We start from the raw sequence: 18,885 nt of genomic DNA on the forward strand, positions 1-18,885 counted from the left end.
ATTGCACTGCACCATGCCAGTGCCTCGCCCCGGGCCCGCCTGCCCCGATCAGGGGTACAGGCCGCGCATTTCACGCGCTTGCAGGATCCGCGTACAGGCCACGATGAACGCCGCCGTGCGCAGCGTCACCTTGTTTTCCTGTGCCACTTGCCAGATTGCCCGGAAGGCTTCTTGCATGATCCGTACCAGGCGCTGGTTGATCTCTTCCTCGGTCCAGAAGAAGCTGGAGAAATCCTGCACCCATTCGAAGTAGGACACGGTCACGCCGCCGGCGTTGGCGATAACGTCCGGGCAGACCAGGATATTGCGCTCGCGCAGGATGTCATCGGCCTGCGGCGTGGTCGGGCCGTTGGCACCCTCGATCACCAGCTTTGCCGTGATCTTCGGCGCGTTTTCGGCGGTAATCTGGCCTTCCAGCGCGGCCGGGATCAGGATGTCGCAGTCGACTTCCCAGAACTGCTCGGTACGCAGGACTTCGCCGCGGAAGCCGTCGATGGTGCCGCTGTGCGACGCGTATTCCATCATCGCCGGCACGTCCAGGCCGGCCGGGTCGAACAGCGTGGTGCGGTGGTCCTGCACCGCCACCACCTTGGCGCCGGCCTCATGGAACAGCTTGGCGGCGACCGCGCCGACGTTGCCGAAGCCCTGCACCGCCACGCGCGCGCCCTTGACCTCGAGGCCGATATTGCGCGCGGCCTCGGAGCCGACCACGAACACGCCCCGGCCGGTGGCCTCGTGGCGGCCCAGCGAGCCGCCCAGCGAGATCGGCTTGCCGGTCACGACGCCGGTCGAGGTGCTGCCCGAGTTCATCGAATAGGTGTCCATCATCCACGCCATCACCTGTGCATTGGTGTTGACGTCGGGCGCCGGGATGTCCTTGCTCGGCCCGATGATGATGTTGATTTCACTGGTGTAGCGGCGCGTCAGGCGTTCCAGTTCCGCGTGCGACAGCGTGCGCGGGTCGACGCGGATGCCGCCCTTGGCACCGCCGTAAGGCACGTTGACCGCCGCGTTCTTCACCGACATCCAGGCCGACAGCGCCATCACCTCGGACAGCGTCACGTCCTGGTGGAAGCGCACGCCGCCCTTGCCCGGGCCGCGCGACAGGTTGTGCTGCACCCGGTAGCCCTCGAAATGGGCGATGGTGCCGTTGTCGAGCTCGATCGGCACGTCGACGATCAGGGCGCGCTTGGGACGCTTGAGGGTCTCGACCCAGCGCGCCAGCGAACCCAGGTAGGGCGTGACGCGGTCGACTTGCTGCAGGTAGATGCCCCAGGGGCCGAGGTTGTCGGCGTTGAGGTAGGACGGGAGTGCGTGCTTTTGGCCAGCAGTGTTGGTCGGTGCTGCGGAAGACATCGGGGTGGGTTCCGGGGTGGAAGATGGGCGCAAGCTTAGGCTTGGCGGCGGCCCGGAATCCAATGCCGTTTGCTCATCGGGTTATGCAGGACGCGCATAACCTTGGGGCAAACCGTCGCTACGCCGAGGTCAGGGTCCCCCACACCTGGTCCACCAGCTGCCGCTTGCGCCGCGCCCCGGCGCGCCGCTCGCCGCCGTTCTCGCCCGGCTTCTCCCGATACAAGCGGATCTCCATGTCGATCGACAGCGGCAGCCCGCGGGCCGACTCGGCCCGCACCAGCCGCCCCGCCGCGACGTCGTCGCGCACCGCGCTTTCGGGCAGAAAGGCCATGCCGTGGCCGGACAGCGCCATCACCTTGAGCGCCTCGGCCATGTCGGTCTCGTAGCATTTGTCCAGCTTGAGCGCCTCGGCGGTTTCAGCCAGCAGCAGGTCGACCATGCGGCCGAGGAAGGCGTTGGGCGTATAGCTGAGGAACGGCACCGGCTTCTTGTCGGTGCCCGGCAGCCGGAACAGAGGCTTGCCGGCGGGGTCCGGCACGCTGTAGGGCGATAGCCGTTCGGTCCCGAGCACCAGCATGTCGTACCGCGCCGGATCCAGCTGGATGGCCTGGCGCGCGTGGTGGTAGACCATCACCAGGTCGCAGCCGCCCTCGACCAGCATCAGCACCGCGTCATGGACATTGAGTGCGCGCAGCCGGCACGGCAGCGTGCCGAGCTTGCGCTCCAGCGCCTTGAGCCATTCCGGGAAGAAGGTCAGCGACAGCGTGTGCGGCACCGCGAATTCCAGCACCTGCGCGTTGGCCGAGCGCTGGCCGCGCATCAGCGCGCGGGTCTCGCTGACCTGCGCCAGCATCGCCAGCGCCTGCTCGTAGAACACCTTGCCGGCCGGCGTCAGGCTGGTGGGATAGCTCGAGCGGTCGATCAGCTCGGTGCCAACCCACGCCTCGAGCGACTGGATCCGGCGCGAAAACGCCGGCTGCGTGACGTGGCGCAGTTCGGCCGAGCGCGAGAAGCTGTGCGTCTCGGCCAGGCTGACGAAGTCTTCAAGCCATTTGATTTCCATGACGCGGATTATCCACCGGCGCGCGGGTGTCCGTCACCTGACACCGGTGCGTTGCGGCCGCTACGCCGGCCGCCCTTGCCCTGGTGCCGCTGGCGCAGCCAGGGATAGCGCCCGACATCCTGCCCGCCATAGTCGGGGTCCAGGTAGACGTAGCAGCGCTGGATGCGGAAGTTGCGGATCTCGAACACGTCGCACCAGCGCCCCCCGGCATGGCCGACGTCCGCGCGCCAGGTTTCGCCGCTGACGAGGCTGCCGGCAGACGTGCCTTCCACCACCATCAGGTCCCCCTGCTGGATAAAGTTGGCGTAGGCGACATCGTGGCGCACCGATGCCACGATCCCCATCAGGTCACCGAACAGTTGCTCGATCTGCGCGCGCCCGCGTGCCACACCCCATTTGGGAAAACAGAATTCCGCGTGCTCGTCGAAGAGATCGATCACGCCCTCGCCCCGGTCCATGCGTCTGAAGTACTCCAGCGCCACCGCCTTGCGCTGTTCATCCGTCATTGTCTTGATTTCCATGATCCCGTCTCCTGGGCCGCCGGGCTGGCGGCCGCCTGTCAGATCCGGCGCGGCCGCCCGTGCCCCCCGGGGGCCGCGCCAGGCCCGGCCTACTTTGCGATCGACTCGAGCGCGCTGTAGTTCATGTCGGCTTCCTTGATCTTCGCCTCGTTGAGCTTGTAGCCGCGGAACAGATAGATCGAGGCGTGGCGCGCCTTGAAGTCGATGATGTCGCCCTGGATCGAGGACGAGTATTTGGTGCCGTCCTCGCCGGTCGACGGCGTCATATGGAAGTTGATGAATTTCCAGAACTCGCCCTTCTTGTCATAGGCCTCGCCCATGTAGACGCGCGGATAGTTCACGTCCATGTAGACCACCTTCCTGCCATAAGGGTGTTCGGCGGGCGGCGTGCCTTCGATCACCCACACCTCGCGCGGCTGCCAGGTCTGCACCGGATTCCAGTACGGCGCGTTCTTCAAGTCCACCGTCTTCCATTCTTCGGGCGTGCCCTTCTTGGACGGCGTGTAGCCCAGCTTCGCGTCCGAGATCGCCAGGATCCAGCGCTTGCCCACCAGCCTGATCTTCGGATACCAGGAAGGCCTGGCGTTCCAGACATAGATGTCGTCGTTGAGCACATCCAGCCCGCCCACCGGGTCCATCCATGCGCCGCCCGACAGCCGCCGCGTGCGCCGGGCCGACTTGATATAGGCCCAGCTGTCTTCCAGCTTGGGGCTGTCGTAGCGGATGGTGAAGGTGCCCAGCCCGCGGATGTCCTCCGGCGCGGTCGCGGCGAACAGTGTCTTGCTCAGCACGCTGCCGTCGCCCAGCACGGGCTTGTCGCCGCTGAGCCGCCCCTTCAGGTAATAGCGCTGGAACACCCAGTCCTGCGTCGACTCCAGGCCCTTGTCGCCGCTGATCATCAGGAAGGTGACCTTGTTGTTGATGACGTCGCCTTCCGGGGAGGCGTAATAGAAGTTCCAGATCAGCTTGTCGCCGGCAAAGGGGTCGTTCTGGCTCACCTGCGGGAACGGAATGCCGGCTTCCCAGCCGGTCACCTCGCGGGTCTTCTCGTCGAACTGCGCCTTGCCGGCGTTCTTGCGCGTCGCCTCCAGGTACTTGGGATCGAGCTGCACCGGCTTGGCGTGGGCCAGCGGGATCCTCAGGCCGGTATTGCGGATCTGCCATTCCAGCTTCTCGGTAAGCAGGCTGGCAATGGTGTGGCCGTCGAAGGTGTCGCCTTTGACCTTGTCGAGGTTGTCCTTGTCGATCACGGTGCCGGCCGGCAACTCGGCCGCCTGGCTGGCGGCGCTGGCGCTGGCGAGCACCGCCAGCAGGCACAGCGCGATGGTCTTGCGGATGCGAATCATGTTGTGTCTCCTCACTCGGGATGCATCAGAACTGGCGCGTCAGCCGCGCCAGGAACTGACTGTTGTTGGCAAAGGTGCCGAACAGGCGCGTGGACCCTTCCACCTGGCCGGGGTTGCGCTTGTTCTTGGCAAAGAACAGGTCCGCCTCCAGCACCAGGCGCCAGTGGTCGCCGTAGACGAATTCCACGCTCGGGATCAGGAAGCCGCCGCGGCCTTGCAGGTCCACGCCCGCGGCCAGCTGCGGATTGATCTTGTCGTTGCGGTAGTTCAGCCCGAGGATCACCGTGGCGATGGTGGAATGCTCCTTGGCCGCGGCGCCGTAGCCGACGAGATTGACGATGTCGTCGGAACGCCTGAAGTTCTGGATCCACTTGTCGAACACCTGCACCGAGAAGAACGACGGGCGGCTGGTCCCCAGCAGGCGGCTCAGGTTCAGGTTCTTGTCCATGCGGAACATGGTGGTGACAACGTCCTTCCTGATAATGCCGCCGAAGCCCGGCAACGCCCCGCCAAAGAAATTGGTGCCGATGTTGTAGGGCGCGTTGCGCGTGTAGACCAGTTCGGTGCTCAGCACGGCATCGATGGCGGGGACATAGCCGCTGGCGGTCGCGCCGAACAGGTCGATCTTGGGGAAGATGAAGTCCCCCAGCGTGCCGGTCGGAGCCTGTCCCGACGGCGCGAAGGCCGAGTTGACCACCGGGTCGTTGCTGAACGTCTTCAGGTAGGCCAGCGAATAGTTGACCGGGCCGGCGATGCCCTCCCAGCGCACGCCGCCGGTCTGGTCGCTGACATTGGCGCCGGGCTGCCGGTAGTTGTAGTTGAGCCCGCCGGGCGCGAGGAAGTCGACGCCCTTGTATGGCTGACCCGCCCAGCGGCCGCCGTACAGGTCGTAGCTGTTGCCGATGTCGCGGTTGCGGTCCAGGCCCGGCCGGTACAGCAGCTGCAGGCTGCCGTCGGCTTCGGGCACGTTGACCTTGGCCTTGACCAGGAACAGCGGCTTGCGCAACTCGTCGCCCTCGCGCTCCAGGAACGAGCGCCAGCGGTAATCGAAGCCGTGCACCAGGTCGAGGGCGCGGAAGAAGTCGGTCTCGCCCCAGACCACCTGCTGCTTGCCGATGCGCAGGTTGACCCGCTCCACCGGCGAGAAGTCCATGTAGTACTCGCGCAGGTCGGCGTTGTCGTACTGGTCCATCAGCCGGCTGCCCGGACCGCCGGGCGAGCTGGTGCGGTTCAGTTGCTCGAGGTCCTTCAGGTAGCGCGTCTTGTATTCGCCGTCGGCCCGGCCGACCACCTTCCATGTCACCGGCCCGGTCTTGGCGTCGGCATTGAGCAGCAGCGAGCCGCGCAGCATGGACGGCGCGAACCTGTCGTCGCGGCCGGTCTCCGGCGGATTCTGCAGGTTGAACGAGGCCCACGTGCGCGCATAGCCGCCCACGCGGAAGCTGTAGTCCTCTCCTTTGGCGTCGCTGCCGGCGTCCTGCGCGGCGGGCGCCGCCGGCTCCCGGGTCTCTGCGGTCTCTGCGCTCTCTGCGGCCTCCGCGGCCAGCAGCTGCGGCGCCACCGCCAGCAGCGCCAGCGCCAGGCCCGCGGCGCTGGTGCCCCGGCGCCGCCCCTTCCAGCAATGCATTGTCATGGTCTCCTCCTGTTGGTCTTGTATCTCTGGCTCTTGTCGATACCTGGCCGCTATGCCTCCGGCACCGGATGCATCGAGATGTCGCGCTCGCCGGCGGCATTGCCTGCGCCCGCTCGCTTCACGATGAACGCCGGCCGGAACACCAGCACCATCGCGGGCATGATGAACAGCGCACTGAGCGCCGAGACGAACAGCCAGATCGCCATCAGCACGCCCATGTCGGCCTGGAAGCGCAGCGACGAGGCGCACCACAGCACCACGCTGGTGGTCAGCGTCAGCGCCGTCACCACCACGCCGCGGCCCGCGCCCAGCAGCGAGGCCACCGTGGCCGTGCGCAGGTCTTTGCCTTCGGCGATCTTTTCCTTGATGCCGTCGACGATGTAGAAGGCGTAGTCGACACCGAGGCCGATGCCCAGCGCCGCCACCGGCAGCGTGCTGAGGTTCATGCCGATGCCCTTCCACGCCATGTAGCTGAAGGTGATGGTGTTGGACAGGATCACCGGCACCATGAAGAAGATGCCGGCCGTGACCGAGCGGTACGCGACCGCGCAGCACAGCACCAGCACCAGCAGCGCCAGCGCGATGCTCTCGATCTGGCCGGCGAGGATCACCTCGTTGACCGCGGCCAGCACGCCGACCAGCCCGCCGGCCAGCTGGTACGTGCCCTGTGCCAGCGGATGGGCGTCGACATATTCCTTGAGGCGCGCCATCGCGGTACGGATGCTGTCGCCCTGGTGGTCGCGGAAGTAGAACGTCACCGAGGCATTGCGCGCCTGCGCATCGGTGAAGCGGGCCATGTCGCCGGGATCGGAGCCCGACACGAACATGTACATCAGCTCGCCGTTCTCCTGCGCGGTGCCGCCGAGCTCCTGGTAGCGCGGGTTGTTCTCGTTGAGCACGCGCCGGACCATCGGGATGACGTCGGCGATCGAGGCGCTGCCGCCGATCTCCGGCTGCGCCGCCATATAGCGCTGCATCCCCGCCATGCTCGCCAGCACCTCGGGCGACTTCACTGCATTGGGCTGGTGTCCCGCAAACACCGCATAGAGACGGTCGGCACCCTGGAACTGGCGGTTGATGGCGGCGGCATCCTGGTTGTAAGTCGAATCGGGCCAGAGGATGGGCGAGCCCGGCTGCGCATCGCCGACCTGGATCCGGGTCGCGTACCAGGCCGAGACGGCGAACACGGCCACCGCGCCGGCCAGCACGGCGTAGCGCCAGCGCGACGTCGCGCTGCGCACGCACACGCCGAGGATTCGGTCGAGCGCCGGGCCCAGGTCCAGCCGATGCGCGTGGCCGCGCGGATCGCGCACCCACGACAGCAGCACCGGCGTCATCACGCATGCGCTCAGCGCGATGGTCATCACCCATATCGTGCCGATGATCGACACCTTGTGCATCAGCGGGATCGGCGTCAGCACCACCACCACCATGCAGCCGGCGTCGGCAACCACGCCCAGCATGCCGGGCTTGAACAACTGCAGCATGCTGGCCCGCGCCGCCGCGCGCGGGGTGTCGGCGCCCGCGGCCAGCTCCTCGTCGAAGCGCGACACCAGCTGCACCGAATGCGAGATCGCGCGCGCCGTGATCAGGAACGCAATCACGATCACCAGCGGGTCGAGGTTGTAGCCGAGCAGCCGCGCGGCGCCGAGCGCCCAGATCGCGCTGCTCAGCCCCGCCAGCAAGGGCAGCAGCGTGCCGCGCCAGGTGCGCGCGACGATAAACAGCAGCAGCACCAGGCAGCCTACCGTCAGCATGAAGATGTGCAGCGTCTCGGGCAGGAAGTGGCTGACCCAGCCATACAGCATGGGCTCGCCGGTCACGCGCACGCGCACGCCGTCGCCACGCGCCGCATCGGCAATGGCCTGCACCTGCGGGAAGATCTTGTTGTAGTCGGCCGAGCCCTCGTAGAAATCGACGGTCACCAGCGCGGCGCGCAGGTCCTTCGAGACATAGGCGCCATAGACCAGCGGGTTGTTGAGCACGGCCTGCTTCAGCGCGTTCAGCCCGGCCGCGTCCTGGGGCACGTCCGGCCACATCAGCGGCGACGAATCGATGGCCTCGGTGGAGCCGCGGATCTCCTTGAGCTTGCGCGACGCCAGCGAGACGATCTGGAACTGGTTGGCGCCATCGACGCGCTGCAGCGCCGCCGTGACCGTCTTGACCTTGGTCAGGAAGGCCGTGTTGAAGATGTCGCCCTGCTCGGCCTCTAGCACGAGGCTGACCACGTTGGAGCCGCCGAAGGCGTGCTTGTACTGCTCGTGGACCTGGATATACGGATGGCTGCGCGGCAGCAGGTCGTCGAAGACGGTCCTGACCTCCACCCGCAGCGCGGCCACCAGCATCAATGCGGTGACCAGCAGGAACAGGCCCGCGACATAGGCCCGCCGCCGGATGCAGGCCTCGGCAAAGCGTTCGAGCCTGCCCGGTTGTGTTGTGTTCATGATCTCCTCCAGATTCTTTGCGCGCCGCCGGGCCGTCCCGGTGCTTACAGCGCCTTGGCCGCGCCGGCCGCCAGCCGCGAACCCGCGGCGTAATACTTGCCGCCATGCGCGAGCACGCGCGTGTACCAGCCGCGGTCCATCGCGTCGAAGCGCGTCGCGCGCCAGGCGGCGCCATCGGCGCCGCCCAGCAGCACCACTCCCTTGTCGCCCACGGCGACCCACTGGCTGCCATCCCAGGCCACGTCGAACAGGTCTTCCTGCGTGGCGCCGGCGACGGATTTCCAGCTGGTGCCCGCATCGCTGCTGACCAGCACGGTGCCGCGCAAGCCCACCGCCACCGCGTGGCCGTCGTCGCGCATGCGCACCGACATCAGGCTTTGCCGCGCCGGGCTGGTGACGGTGGTCCAGTGTTCGCCGGCATCGCGCGTGACGCGGATGCGGCCGAACTCGCCCACCACGCAGCCACGGGCGCCATCGAAGGCAACGCCGTTCCAGGCGGTGTCCTCGACGGGCGCGGCGGACTCCCAACTGTTGCCGTAATCGAGCGAACGCAGCAGCACGCCGCCGCTGCCCACCGCCCAGGCACGTCCATCCTGGCTCGCCTGCACCCGCATCAGCTTGTTGCTGATCGAGGAGCGCGGCGCGCGCGCGGCCTGCCAGTTCATGCCGCCGTCGGCGGTGGCCAGGATGACGCCGTCGTTGCCGACCGCAACGGCACGGCGCGCATCCCAGGCGGCGATGTCCTGCAGGGTTGCGCGCTGCGTGGTGCGCTGCAGGCGCCAGGCCTGTCCGGCGTCATCGCTGTGCAGGATCTTGCCGTTGGTGCCGACGGCCCACATGTGCCCGTCGGGCAGCACGGCCATACCGTAGAAGGCGTCGCCGCGTTCCACCAGTGGCTGCGGCAGCGCCTTGCCGGCCGGCTTCGGCTTGATGAACAGGCCCGCGTAGAGCAGGCCGCCGATCACTGCCACGGCCGAACCGGACAGCAGTAGCGTTTGATGCGTTGCATGTTGTGGTCTTCCTCGGAATGTCGCGCTGCGCCGGCAGCAGGCGCACGGCGCCCTGCAGGGTTTCACTGCGAGACAGGTTCAGGCTGGCTTGCCGGCTGCCGCCGGCGGCGGCTTTATGTGGCGGCGGCGCTCTGCAGCGCGCGCTCCAGTTCCTCGTCGAGAAGGCGTGGATTGGCGTGCGGAACGAACTGCAGGAAAGGCTCGGTCTCGACGCGCTCGAACAGGCCGGCGCGGTGGTACGGATCCGATTCGATCAGCGCCCGCGCCTGCGCGCTGTCGCCCTGCACGGCAAGGAACAGCCCCCGCGGCGCCTGTGCTTCGTCGCACAGGGCGCCGGCACAGACGATCTCCGGCAGGTGCGCGGCGATGTGGCGGATATGGTCCGGTCGGTGCTGCAAGCGCGCGGCGGCGATGTCGGTGCGGAAGTAGGCGCGAATGACTGTTGGCATGATGGGGGCCTCATTTGGCGGAAGCGCTACCGTTGCGGCGCGCGCTCAGGCGGGAGCGGCACCGTCGTAGGCGCGCTGCAGCAGGTCGCGGACCGCTGCGCGCTCGAGCGGGCGCGGATTCGGGTACGGCGCCGCGACCACCAGGTCGGCCGCCTGATCGAGGCCATGCGCCGGCATGCCGATCTCGCGCAGCGAGCGCGGCACGCCGAGCGCGGCGCCGAGCTCGCGCAGTCCTGCGGGCGCGGTGGCAGTGCCCAGCGCGCGCGCAATGCGCACCATCGCCTGCGGCGCCGCTGCGGCGTTGTAGGCCATGGCATAGGGCAGCACCACGGTGTGGACTTCCGCATGCGGCAGGTTGAAGCTGCCGCCCAGGGTATGGCACAGCTTGTGGTGGATGCCCATCTGCAGGTTACCCAGCACCATGCCGCACAGCCAGGCGCCGTACAGCGCATCGCCGCGCGCCCCGGCGTTGCAGGCATCGCGCTTCAGGCATTGCAGCGCGCCGGCCAGCGCGCGGATGCCTTCTTCGGCCATCAGCGCGTAGACCGGGTTGCCGTCGCCGGCGTAAAGGCCCTCCGCCGCGTGCGCGATCGCATTCATGCCGCTGGTCATGGCCAGGCCCGGCGGCAGGGACAGCGTCAGCTCGGGGTCGTAGATCACGGTGCGCGGCGCCACGCGCCAGTCGCGGCCGGTATGCTTGAGGCCGCCTTCGGTGATGGCGTACAGCGGCGTCATCTCGGAGCCGGCGTAAGTGGTCGGCACGGCGATGAACGGCAGCCCGGCCTCGAGCGCGATGGCCTTGGCCAGGCCCATGGTCGAGCCGCCGCCGGCCGCCACGCAGCCATCGGCGTTGGCACGCCGCACCGCGTCGACGGCGTTCTTCACCACATCGACCGGTACATGCATCACGGCATGGCCGTAGACGCCGACGCTGCGCGCGCCGATCAGCTCGGCCATCTGCCGGCCCAGCGCGAACTGCTCCGGCGAGGTCAGCACCAGCACGCGCCGCACGCCGAGCAGTTCCACCTCGCGCAGCAGGTGCTCGCGCGCACCGTTGCCGAACACGATGCGGGATTGGCGCGTTTCATGGATAAAAGATTGCATGCCGCAAGGCTCCTTGGCGTTCAACTGGCATCTGGCACGCAGGCGGCCAGGAAGTAATTGGCGTAAGCGATTTCGCGGTCGCGGATGCCGTGCTCGGTGCCCGGCTCGACCCGGATGCTGACGTCGGCGCCGGCGGCACGGAACCACTGCGCCGACTCGCGCACGCTGTCGGCAGGCACATGCGGATCCTCGTCCCATGTCGACAGCAGCACCGGCATGCCTGCCAGCCACGGCCGCGCGCACTCGCGCGGCGCGCCCGGGGGGCCGATCAGCCCGCCGGTCAGGGCGATCAGGCCCGCATACCGGCGCCGCTGGCGCCAGAGGAATTCACTGCACAGGCAGGCGCCCTGCGAGAACCCCACCAGCACCTGCGAGGTGTAGGGAAAGCCCATCGCCAGCAACGCCTCGGACAGCACCTCGATGCGCGCCAGCGCCTGTGACAGGCGCGGCTCGTTGGCCTCGAGCGGAGCGATGAAGCGCTCCGGATACCAGGTGTTTTCCGCGGCCAGCGGCGCGAACCATGCCACCTGGGGGCAGTCGAGCCGGTCGACCAGCAGTTCGCGCATCAGCGCCGGCGACTGGCCGCGGCCATGGACCAGGATCGCCGCCAGCCGGGCATTGCCCGCCGGCGCGTCGAACACGCTCAGCGGCGTGTGCAGGTGAGGATTGAGGACAGGCATGATGTTTCCGGCTTCGGGCCATGCACGGCCACACAGCGCGACGAGGGTCCGCTTCAGTAGTGCAGGCTTTCCAGCGATTGCAGGATGGTTGCGCGCTGGCTCTCGAACTGCGGCGCGATCTGCAGCGTCGAGCCCATGCTTTCATAGGGCTCGTCGATCAGGAACGCCTGGGGCTTCGACACGGTGGCCTCGAACATCGCGCCGCTGGGGGTACGCACGTAGATCGATTCGAAGTAGCCGCGGTCCTTGCGTTCGGAGGTGTCGGTCAAACCCAGGCCCTCGAGCCGCGCCTTCACCATGTCCTGCACCACGCGGTCTTCGACCTGGAATGCGCAGTGGTGCACGGTGCCCTCGCCGTAGGTCCAGCTGGCCTGGGGCAGGTCGGGCTCGAGCGAGAAATCGACCAGTTTTCCGGAGGCACCGTCGCCGAAGGCATAGCGCAGGTACTTGCCATCGCGCCCGACTTCGCGCCCCGACCATCCTTCCTGCATGAATTGCTGCGACGACTCCATTTCGCGCACGTTCACCGCGATGGTATGCAGGCCGCGGATCGCGAACTCGGCCGGCACCTCGCCGTTGGAGTAAGGCGTACGCGCGTCATCGGCGATGCCGATCAGCTCGTACTCGACCCCGCACGGGTGGGCGAAGGCCAGCACGACCTCGCCAAAGCGTTCGGTACGGCGCACCTCGAAGCCGTGGTCGAGCAGGCGCTGGTGCCAGAACGGAATCGCCGAGCCTGGCACCGACAGCGCCAGGCTGCCGATCTGGCCCGTGCCCCGCGTGCCCTTGCGGCCGAAGTGCGCGACCGGGAAGCAGGTGATCAGCGTGCTTTCCTCACCCAGGTCGTTGCCGTAGTACAGGTGATAGAACGGCGTGCCGCCGTCGTAGATCAGGGTCTTCTTGACGCTCTTCAGCGAAAGCACCCTGGTATGGAAATCATAGTCCTGCTGCGCGGTCCCCACGCTGAGGGTGATGTGGTGGTGCCGCTGGATGGCTCGGTCGGCTGCTGTCATGGCGTCTCCTTCTGATTTCTGTTTGTCGATTTGCGGCGGTGGTCAGTCTGGCCCGCCCGCGCTGCGGGCGGGTGTCATGGCCTCGTCAACGAGGCTCCACACAAAGCGTCCCGAGGGTTCGCGCTGTTCCTCGGCGATATGGGCGATCAGCCCCGCGGCGCGGCTCAGCACGGCAAAGCCCCGCATCAGCCGCGCCGGGATGCCGATGTCGCCCAGCACCGCCGCCACGGCGCCGGTGGCATTGATGGTGATATGGCGGCCGGCGGCGGCATCGACTTCGGCGGCCAGTCGTTCCAGCGCGGCGCAGCGTTCCCCATAGGTGCCCAGCTCGCGCGCCAGCGCCAGCAGCGCCAGCGCGCGCGGATCGTCGGGACGGTGCAGGTGATGGCCGAAGCCGGGCACGGGCTCGCGCCGCGCACGGTATGCGCGCGCGATGCGCCGGGCCTCCGCTGCGCCGTCGGCACCGGCCGCCGCGATCTGGTCGAGCAGCCCCGCGGCGGGTTCCATGGTGCCGATGAACTGGCTGGCCACCGCCAGCAGGCCCGCCGCAACGCCGGCCTGCAGGTTTTCCGGCGAACTCGAATAGATCATGCGCGTGGCAATCGCGCTCGGCGTCATGCCATGTTCCATCAGCGTCACCAGCACCGCCTCGGCGATGCGGCGCTGCGCCGGGCCGGGCGCGCTGCCGAAGGTCTGCTTCATGAAGACGTCGATGAAGCTGGCCTGGCCGAGCAGGTCCGCAACCAGGTCGTCCTCGCCGTAATAGACCGCTTGCTCGGTGTAGCGACAGAGCCGCGTGCGCGGCGCAGCGCAGGCCTTGGGCGAAGTCATGTCGCGCTCCAGGTGGACAGGATCGACTCGCGCACCGCCGGCTTCAGCACCTTGCCGACCGCGCTGCGCGGCAATGCGTCGAACACGTGGATGTGCTTGGGCGTCTTGACCGAACCCAGCTCGCGCTTGACCAGCGCGATCAGTTCGTCTGCGGCAACCTGCATGCCGGGGCGCAACTGCACCGCGGCGTGCACGGCCTCGCCCCACTTGGCGTCGGGGATGCCGACCACCGAGCAGTCGGCCACCGCGGGGTGGGCGGACAGCACCACCTCGACGTCGCCGGGATAGACGTTGAAGCCGCCGGTGATGATCACATCGCGGATGCGGTCGCGCAGGAACAGGAAGCCGTGCTCGTCGAAGACGCCGGCATCGCCGGTGCGCAGCCAGCCGTCGACCAGCGTCTTGCGGGTTTCCTGCTCCGCTTTCAGGTAGCCGCTCATGACCAGGTCGCCGCGCACTGCGATCTCGCCCTCTTCCCCGGCGCCGAGCACGTTGCCGGCCTTGTCGACGATGGCCACCCGGGTCAGCAGCGACGGCCTGCCGACCGAAGCGAGCCGCTCGCCGTGCATCTCGCCCGGCGGCAGGAAGGTGATGATCTGCGGCGCTTCGGTCTGGCCAAACGACGTGCACAGCACCGGGCCGAACACCGCCTGCGCGTCGCGGATCTGTTCCGGGCGCATCGGCGCGCCGCCGTAGACCAGATAGCGCAGCGCCGGCAACGCGCGCGGCGCGCGCCGCTGCTCTTCGACCAGTGCCAGGATCAGCGTCGGCGGCGCGAAGAACAGCGTCGCGCCGTGGGCCTGGGCCGCATCGAGCAGGCCGGCCGGCTTGGCCGATTCCGGGAACACCAGCGCCCCGCCGGCACCGAGCAGCGGCAGCATGTAGGTGGAGGTTCCATGCGTGATCGGCGCCGCCACCAGGTAGCGGTCTGCCGGCGTCAGGCCAAGTTCGTGGATCTGGGTTGCGATATTGGCGTTCCATGCCCGCAGCGGCTGGATCACGCCCTTGGGAAAACCGGTTGAACCGCCGGTGAACTTGACCGCCTGCGCCGCTTCCAGCGGCACGCCGCCGCGGCCACGAGGGCCCATCACCACCGCAGCGAAATCGCCACCGTCTGCGCCGAGGTCGGACAACAGGCGCAACGGCGCCGCGATGCCGGCGAGGCGCCCGGCCATGCCGGCATCGGCCAGCACCAGCGAGGGCTCGACGAAATCGACAATGCGGCGCAGCTCGGGATCGCCGTTGCGCGGATTCAGCGGCACCCATACCTTGCCGGCGGCCAGTATCGCCAGGATCGCCACCAGGTGATCGACCGTGTTGGCGGCGCCGACGCAGACGCGGCTGCGGGGCAACGGATCGAGCGCCACCAGGGCCGCGGCGCGACGCAGCACCGCGTCGGCAAGCACCCGGTATGACAACTGGCCATCGGCACTGAAGATGGCGGTCCGCTCGGGGTGGCGGTGGGCGGCGCGCCACAGGAAATCAATGGGATACATGCGGGAAGCTTCTCCGAAATCGAGGAATGGATGCGTGGTTGCCGGATACGGGCAGCGCGGCAGGTCAAGCATCTGCATGGCTCGAACTATAGGACTTTGTTCGAACATTCGAATATTAGGAAAAACCCTGCGCGCAATGCTAAGATCGATCCGCGCGTCGCGGCGGCTGTCACGGGCATCGGCCGCGGCGCCGACGCCCTTGCCGCCGACCTCTCGCCAATTCATGCAAAGAGACATCGACCCCGTTTCCGCCGCCCTGGGCGCGACCTCGCCGCGCCATCTCGACCTGGCCCGCACGCTGATGCAGGAAATCGTGAACGGCAACCCGCCCGTCGGCGCGCTGCTGCCGACCGAGGCGGAGTTGTGCGAAACCTGGAACCTGAGCCGGTATGCGGTGCGCCAGGCGGTGCAGAAGCTGACCAACCTGGGCATGGTTTCGCGCCAGGCCGGTGTCGGCACGCGTGTGATCTCAGACCGTCCGCAAAGCCGCTTCACCCAGCTGATGGACTCACCTGCCGATCTGGTCAGCTATGCCAAGGGAACGACGTTGCGCACCTCGGCGTTCGGCACGGTGAAGGCAGATGACACGCTGGCGGCATTGCTGCGCTGCGCGCCCGGCGCGCGCTGGCTGCATATCCGCGGCACCCGCTTCGACAGTGCGCCCGGCCACGAGCCGATCGGGCTGGTCGACATCTATGTCGACGGCGCTTACGGCGAGCTGTCTCCGCCCGGCGAGACGCTCGACGTGCCGGTGTACACGATGGTGGAGAAGCAATACGGGATCAAGGTCACCCGCGTGGAGCAGGAGGTGCAGGGATGGCTGGTCGAAGGCGCGCAGGCCGCTGCCTTGCAGGTGCCGGACAAGTCGGCGGGCCTGCGCATCGTCCGCACCTATTTCCTGCGCGACCAGGCGATCATCGTGACCACCGGCGTGCATCCGGCCAGCCGCTTCAGCTACTGCTCGACTTACCAGCTGCAGCAGGCCGGCAGCTAGTGCGGCACTGAGCCCGCCTCAACCCCGGTGGGCCCAGCCGGTCATGCGCTTCTCGGCCACCGCGAACAGCTCGTACATCGCCATCGCCATCACCGCGATCACCACCAGCCCGGCAAAGGCCAGCGGCATCTTCATGGCGGAGCCGGCCGACACCAGCAGGTAGCCGATGCCCTCGTTGGCGGCATTCATCTCCGACACCGTGGTGCCGACAAAGGCCAGCGTGATCGCCACCTTCAGCGAGGCGAAGAAATACGGCAGCGCGCGCGGCAGGCCGACCTTGAACAGCACGTCGCGCCGTTTGGCGCCCAGCACGCGCAACACGTCTTCCAGTTCCGGCTCCAGCGTGGCCAGCCCGGTGGCGATATTGACCATGATCGGGAAGAACGAGATCAGGAACGCGGTCAGGATCGCCGGCCCGGCGCCGAGCCCGAACCACACCACCAGGATCGGCACGAAGGCGGCCTTGGGCAGCGCGTTGAAGGCGGTCATCAGCGGGTAGCTGGCGGCATAGAGCAGCCGCGACGAGCCCATCGCCAGCCCGAGCAGCACGCCCACGCCGATGGCCACGCCAAAGCCCACCATGGTGGTCCAGAAGGTGCGCCACGCATGGCCCGCAATCACGTCCGCATAGTCCGCCAGCGCGGCCACGATGGCGGACGGCGCCGGCAGGATGAAGTCGGATACGTCAAAGGCCATGCACGCGCCCTGCCACAGCAGCAGCACCGCGGCCAGCAGCAGCCACGGCGCCACGCGCTGCACGCGGCGCTCCTGCGCGGAAGTCAGCATCATCATCATTGTCTTGCCTCGGGGTCTGCTTCAGTGTTGGCGCACATGGCCGATCTTCTCGCGCAGCGCGTGCACCAGCCCGGCAAAGGGCTCGGTATAGGTCAGCTCGAGATCGCGCGGGCGCGGCAGGCCGATCTCCTTGCGCAGCACGATGCGGCCGGGGCGCTGGCTCATCACGTAGACCGTGTCGGCGAGGAACACGGCCTCGCGCAGGTCGTGCGTGACCAGGATCACGTTGAAGCGCTGCGCCTGCCACAAGTCGCGCAGCACGCACCACAGTTCCTCGCGGGTGAAGGCGTCGAGCGCACCGAAGGGCTCGTCCAGCAGCAGCATGCGCGGCTGGTGGACCAGCGCGCGGCAGATCGAGGCGCGCTGCTGCATACCGCCGGAGAGCTGCCACGGGTACTTGTCCTCGTAGCCGCCCAGGCCCACGGTATGCAGCAGCCGGCGGGCGCGGTCGACGTATTCGTCGCGCCTGGCACGCAGGGTCGAACGGTAGGGCTCGACGATTTCCAGCGGCAGCATCACGTTGTCGAGCGTGGTGCGCCATGGCAGCAGCGTTGGCGCCTGGAACGCCATGCCGACCTGCTTGAGCGGCCCGCTCACCTTCTGACCGGCCACCTTCACGGTACCGCGCGTGGCCGGTCTCAGCCCGGTCGCCAGCTTCATGAAGGTGGACTTGCCGCAGCCGGACGGGCCGACGATGGCGATGAACTCGCCCGGCGCGGCCTGCAGCGACAGGTCTTCCACCGCGAACTCGCCCTGGCGCGCGAGCGTGTCGTCATAGGCCAGCCAGACCCGGTTGAAATCGACGAAGGGCTCGACGGGCGCGGACGCTGCCGCCGCGGCAGCCGCGGTGGCCGGCATGGATTCAGCCAGGCCCGCCATCATCGCAGCACATCCAGTTCGGCCGCGCTCGGCAGGTACGCGTCGGTCCACAGCGCATCGGCGTTGATACGGCCCTTGGTGCCGAAGGCATCGGCCACCTGCGAGGCCATCAGCGACAGGCGCGGCTTGCTGATGCGGCCAAAGCCCTCGGCCTTGGCGTCGGGCGACCGGACCACGCTGTCCAGCGCCAGCTTCAGCCGGCGCGTTTCGAGCTTTTCGTCGATGATGCCGTCGCGCGCCTTGAGGGCGCGGATGCCCTCTTCCGGCCTCGCGATCACTTCGCGCGCCGACTTGCTGAAGGCGCGCAGGAACGCCTTCACCGCCTCCGGGTTCTTCCTGATGAATTCCTCCGACGCGATCACGGCGTTGCCGTACAGCTTCACGCCGAACTGCGGGTACGGCAGCACCACGATGTCCTCGTCCTTCACGCCGCGCGCGTTCAGGTTCAGGATCGACGTGAACGAGAACCCGGTGATGGCATCCAGATCGCCGCGCACCAGCATGGTTTGGCGCAGCGTCGGGTCCATCGCCTGCCAGTTGAACGACGATGCCTGCAGGCCGTTGGCCCGGGCGAAGATGGGGAAGGCGCGGCGGCCGGCGTCGAATACCGGCGCGCCCAGGCGCTTGCCGGACAGGTCCTTCGGCGCGCGGATGCCCGACTTCTTCAGCGCGAGGATGGCCGCGGGCGTGTTGTTGTAGACCATCATCACGGCCACCGGCTTGTTCTTCGCGTCGGGGTTGTTGCCGTAAAACTCCATCACCGACGACATGTCGGCGAAGCCCATGTCATAGGTGCCCGAGGCCACGCGGTTGACCACGTTGCCCGAGCCGTTGCCGGCATCGATCGCGACTTCCAGCTTCTCGGCCTTGTAGTAGCCCTTCTGCTCGCCGAGCAGGAACAGCGCCGCCGGCCCTTCGAAGCGCCAGTCGAGCTGGAACCGGACCTTGGTGGACGCAGCCTGCGCGTGGGCCGCGCCGGCGAATGATGTCGACAGCACCAGGCTGGTGCCGAGCATTGCGCCCAGCTTCAGCAGGCGGCGGCGTGCCGAAGCGCGGGCCGGGTGCGCACCGGCATGGCCAGCGCCTTCCGTGGCAGCCGTGAAAACGCCGGGCAACACTTGCGCAGCGCGGGATTTGGGCATGGCATCTCTCCGTGGATGGTGATTTCGGAGGGATTCGTCCGCAAGGGACATGCCAGCTTTGCCGGCCCCGTTCCAGGGCGTGCCCGCACGCGATTGTCGAACCAGAAATGGGCGTGGCGATTGCCGCGG

Annotated in this window: 17 protein-coding genes; 1 reads left to right on the top strand and 16 read right to left on the bottom strand. The window is 67.9% G+C overall.

The genetic code is table 11. The features are described 5' to 3' along the window. Positions 1-48: 48 nt before the first annotated feature. The 13 genes from U9J39_RS10060 to U9J39_RS10120 form a co-directional block, all read right to left on the bottom strand. Positions 49-1,356, bottom strand: coding sequence for a Glu/Leu/Phe/Val family dehydrogenase (locus U9J39_RS10060; protein WP_115679377.1), 1,308 nt, complete (start codon positions 1,354-1,356; stop codon positions 49-51). 118 nt (positions 1,357-1,474) lie between these two features. Continuing rightward, complete coding sequence (locus U9J39_RS10065; RefSeq protein ID WP_115679376.1) at positions 1,475-2,419, bottom strand: LysR family transcriptional regulator; 945 nt, start codon at positions 2,417-2,419, stop codon at positions 1,475-1,477. 8 nt (positions 2,420-2,427) lie between these two features. Beyond that, positions 2,428-2,940 (bottom strand): nuclear transport factor 2 family protein, encoded by a 513-nt coding sequence (locus U9J39_RS10070; protein ID WP_326346992.1) that lies wholly within the window; start codon positions 2,938-2,940, stop codon positions 2,428-2,430. Positions 2,941-3,029: 89 nt separating this feature from the next. Next, positions 3,030-4,286 carry a DUF1329 domain-containing protein gene (locus U9J39_RS10075; RefSeq protein ID WP_326346993.1) on the bottom strand — a complete coding sequence of 419 codons (1,257 nt, stop codon included), beginning with the start codon at positions 4,284-4,286 and terminating at the stop codon, positions 3,030-3,032. 25 nt (positions 4,287-4,311) lie between these two features. Beyond that, entirely contained in the window at positions 4,312-5,919 is a 1,608-nt protein-coding gene (locus U9J39_RS10080; RefSeq protein WP_326346994.1) for a DUF1302 family protein, read from the bottom strand. A gap of 50 nt (positions 5,920-5,969) precedes the next feature. Further along, the gene (locus U9J39_RS10085; protein ID WP_116312144.1) at positions 5,970-8,363 is read right to left on the bottom strand and encodes an efflux RND transporter permease subunit; all 2,394 of its coding nucleotides are present in this window, start codon (positions 8,361-8,363) and stop codon (positions 5,970-5,972) included. 44 nt (positions 8,364-8,407) lie between these two features. Then, complete coding sequence (locus U9J39_RS10090; RefSeq protein ID WP_326346995.1) at positions 8,408-9,334, bottom strand: WD40/YVTN/BNR-like repeat-containing protein; 927 nt, start codon at positions 9,332-9,334, stop codon at positions 8,408-8,410. Between the two features lie 152 nt (positions 9,335-9,486). Further along, on the bottom strand, positions 9,487-9,822 hold the full coding sequence (locus tag U9J39_RS10095; protein WP_326346996.1) for a YciI family protein: 336 nt from the start codon (positions 9,820-9,822) through the stop codon (positions 9,487-9,489). Between the two features lie 45 nt (positions 9,823-9,867). Next, on the bottom strand, positions 9,868-10,926 hold the full coding sequence (locus tag U9J39_RS10100) for a maleylacetate reductase (protein ID WP_326346997.1): 1,059 nt from the start codon (positions 10,924-10,926) through the stop codon (positions 9,868-9,870). Positions 10,927-10,946: 20 nt separating this feature from the next. Then, positions 10,947-11,606, bottom strand: a complete 660-nt coding sequence (locus U9J39_RS10105; RefSeq protein WP_115708162.1) for an alpha/beta hydrolase — start codon at positions 11,604-11,606, stop codon at positions 10,947-10,949. Positions 11,607-11,659: 53 nt separating this feature from the next. Beyond that, a complete protein-coding gene (locus U9J39_RS10110) occupies positions 11,660-12,619 on the bottom strand; it encodes a VOC family protein (RefSeq protein ID WP_115708160.1) in 960 nt (319 codons plus the stop codon). 42 nt (positions 12,620-12,661) lie between these two features. After that, positions 12,662-13,450, bottom strand: a complete 789-nt coding sequence (locus U9J39_RS10115; RefSeq protein WP_116312143.1) for a citryl-CoA lyase — start codon at positions 13,448-13,450, stop codon at positions 12,662-12,664. Beyond that, positions 13,447-14,946: a class I adenylate-forming enzyme family protein gene (locus tag U9J39_RS10120; protein ID WP_326346998.1), complete on the bottom strand. Its 1,500-nt coding sequence runs from the start codon at positions 14,944-14,946 to the stop codon at positions 13,447-13,449. The genes U9J39_RS10115 and U9J39_RS10120 overlap by 4 nt, the downstream gene beginning before the upstream one ends. Positions 14,947-15,169: 223 nt before the next feature. Here U9J39_RS10120 and U9J39_RS10125 point away from each other — a divergent pair, with 223 nt between their 5' ends. Then, positions 15,170-15,940 (top strand): GntR family transcriptional regulator, encoded by a 771-nt coding sequence (locus U9J39_RS10125; protein WP_326346999.1) that lies wholly within the window; start codon positions 15,170-15,172, stop codon positions 15,938-15,940. An 18-nt stretch (positions 15,941-15,958) separates the two neighbouring features. Here the strand turns inward: U9J39_RS10125 and U9J39_RS10130 are convergent, their stop codons facing one another. The 3 genes from U9J39_RS10130 to U9J39_RS10140 are packed head-to-tail and all read right to left on the bottom strand — an operon-like array spanning position 15,959 to position 18,756. After that, positions 15,959-16,732, bottom strand: a complete 774-nt coding sequence (locus U9J39_RS10130; protein ID WP_326347055.1) for an ABC transporter permease — start codon at positions 16,730-16,732, stop codon at positions 15,959-15,961. A 24-nt stretch (positions 16,733-16,756) separates the two neighbouring features. Then, a complete protein-coding gene (locus tag U9J39_RS10135; RefSeq protein WP_326347000.1) occupies positions 16,757-17,593 on the bottom strand; it encodes an ABC transporter ATP-binding protein in 837 nt (278 codons plus the stop codon). 20 nt (positions 17,594-17,613) lie between these two features. Next, entirely contained in the window at positions 17,614-18,756 is a 1,143-nt protein-coding gene (locus U9J39_RS10140) for an ABC transporter substrate-binding protein (RefSeq protein ID WP_442784896.1), read from the bottom strand. Between the last annotated feature and the right edge of the window lie 129 nt (positions 18,757-18,885).

Origin of the sequence: Cupriavidus sp. SS-3, from assembly GCF_035818815.1 — a bacterium.
In the GTDB taxonomy this organism is placed as follows: Bacteria; Pseudomonadota; Gammaproteobacteria; order Burkholderiales; family Burkholderiaceae; genus Cupriavidus; species Cupriavidus taiwanensis_C.

Bases quoted from the DNA above. Each gene is read 5' to 3' on its own strand.
- U9J39_RS10060 (WP_115679377.1), bottom strand. From the start codon at position 1,356: ATGTCTTCCGCAGCACCGACCAACACTGCTGGCCAAAAGCACGCACTC.
- U9J39_RS10065 (WP_115679376.1), bottom strand. From the start codon at position 2,419: ATGGAAATCAAATGGCTTGAAGACTTCGTCAGCCTGGCCGAGACGCAC.
- U9J39_RS10070 (WP_326346992.1), bottom strand. From the start codon at position 2,940: ATGGAAATCAAGACAATGACGGATGAACAGCGCAAGGCGGTGGCGCTG.
- U9J39_RS10075 (WP_326346993.1), bottom strand. From the start codon at position 4,286: ATGATTCGCATCCGCAAGACCATCGCGCTGTGCCTGCTGGCGGTGCTC.
- U9J39_RS10080 (WP_326346994.1), bottom strand. From the start codon at position 5,919: ATGACAATGCATTGCTGGAAGGGGCGGCGCCGGGGCACCAGCGCCGCG.
- U9J39_RS10085 (WP_116312144.1), bottom strand. From the start codon at position 8,363: ATGAACACAACACAACCGGGCAGGCTCGAACGCTTTGCCGAGGCCTGC.
- U9J39_RS10095 (WP_326346996.1), bottom strand. From the start codon at position 9,822: ATGCCAACAGTCATTCGCGCCTACTTCCGCACCGACATCGCCGCCGCG.
- U9J39_RS10100 (WP_326346997.1), bottom strand. From the start codon at position 10,926: ATGCAATCTTTTATCCATGAAACGCGCCAATCCCGCATCGTGTTCGGC.
- U9J39_RS10105 (WP_115708162.1), bottom strand. From the start codon at position 11,606: ATGCCTGTCCTCAATCCTCACCTGCACACGCCGCTGAGCGTGTTCGAC.
- U9J39_RS10110 (WP_115708160.1), bottom strand. From the start codon at position 12,619: ATGACAGCAGCCGACCGAGCCATCCAGCGGCACCACCACATCACCCTC.
- U9J39_RS10115 (WP_116312143.1), bottom strand. From the start codon at position 13,450: ATGACTTCGCCCAAGGCCTGCGCTGCGCCGCGCACGCGGCTCTGTCGC.
- U9J39_RS10120 (WP_326346998.1), bottom strand. From the start codon at position 14,946: ATGTATCCCATTGATTTCCTGTGGCGCGCCGCCCACCGCCACCCCGAG.
- U9J39_RS10125 (WP_326346999.1), top strand. From the start codon at position 15,170: ATGCAAAGAGACATCGACCCCGTTTCCGCCGCCCTGGGCGCGACCTCG.
- U9J39_RS10130 (WP_326347055.1), bottom strand. From the start codon at position 16,732: ATGATGATGCTGACTTCCGCGCAGGAGCGCCGCGTGCAGCGCGTGGCG.
- U9J39_RS10135 (WP_326347000.1), bottom strand. From the start codon at position 17,593: ATGCCGGCCACCGCGGCTGCCGCGGCGGCAGCGTCCGCGCCCGTCGAG.
- U9J39_RS10140 (WP_442784896.1), bottom strand. From the start codon at position 18,756: ATGCCCAAATCCCGCGCTGCGCAAGTGTTGCCCGGCGTTTTCACGGCT.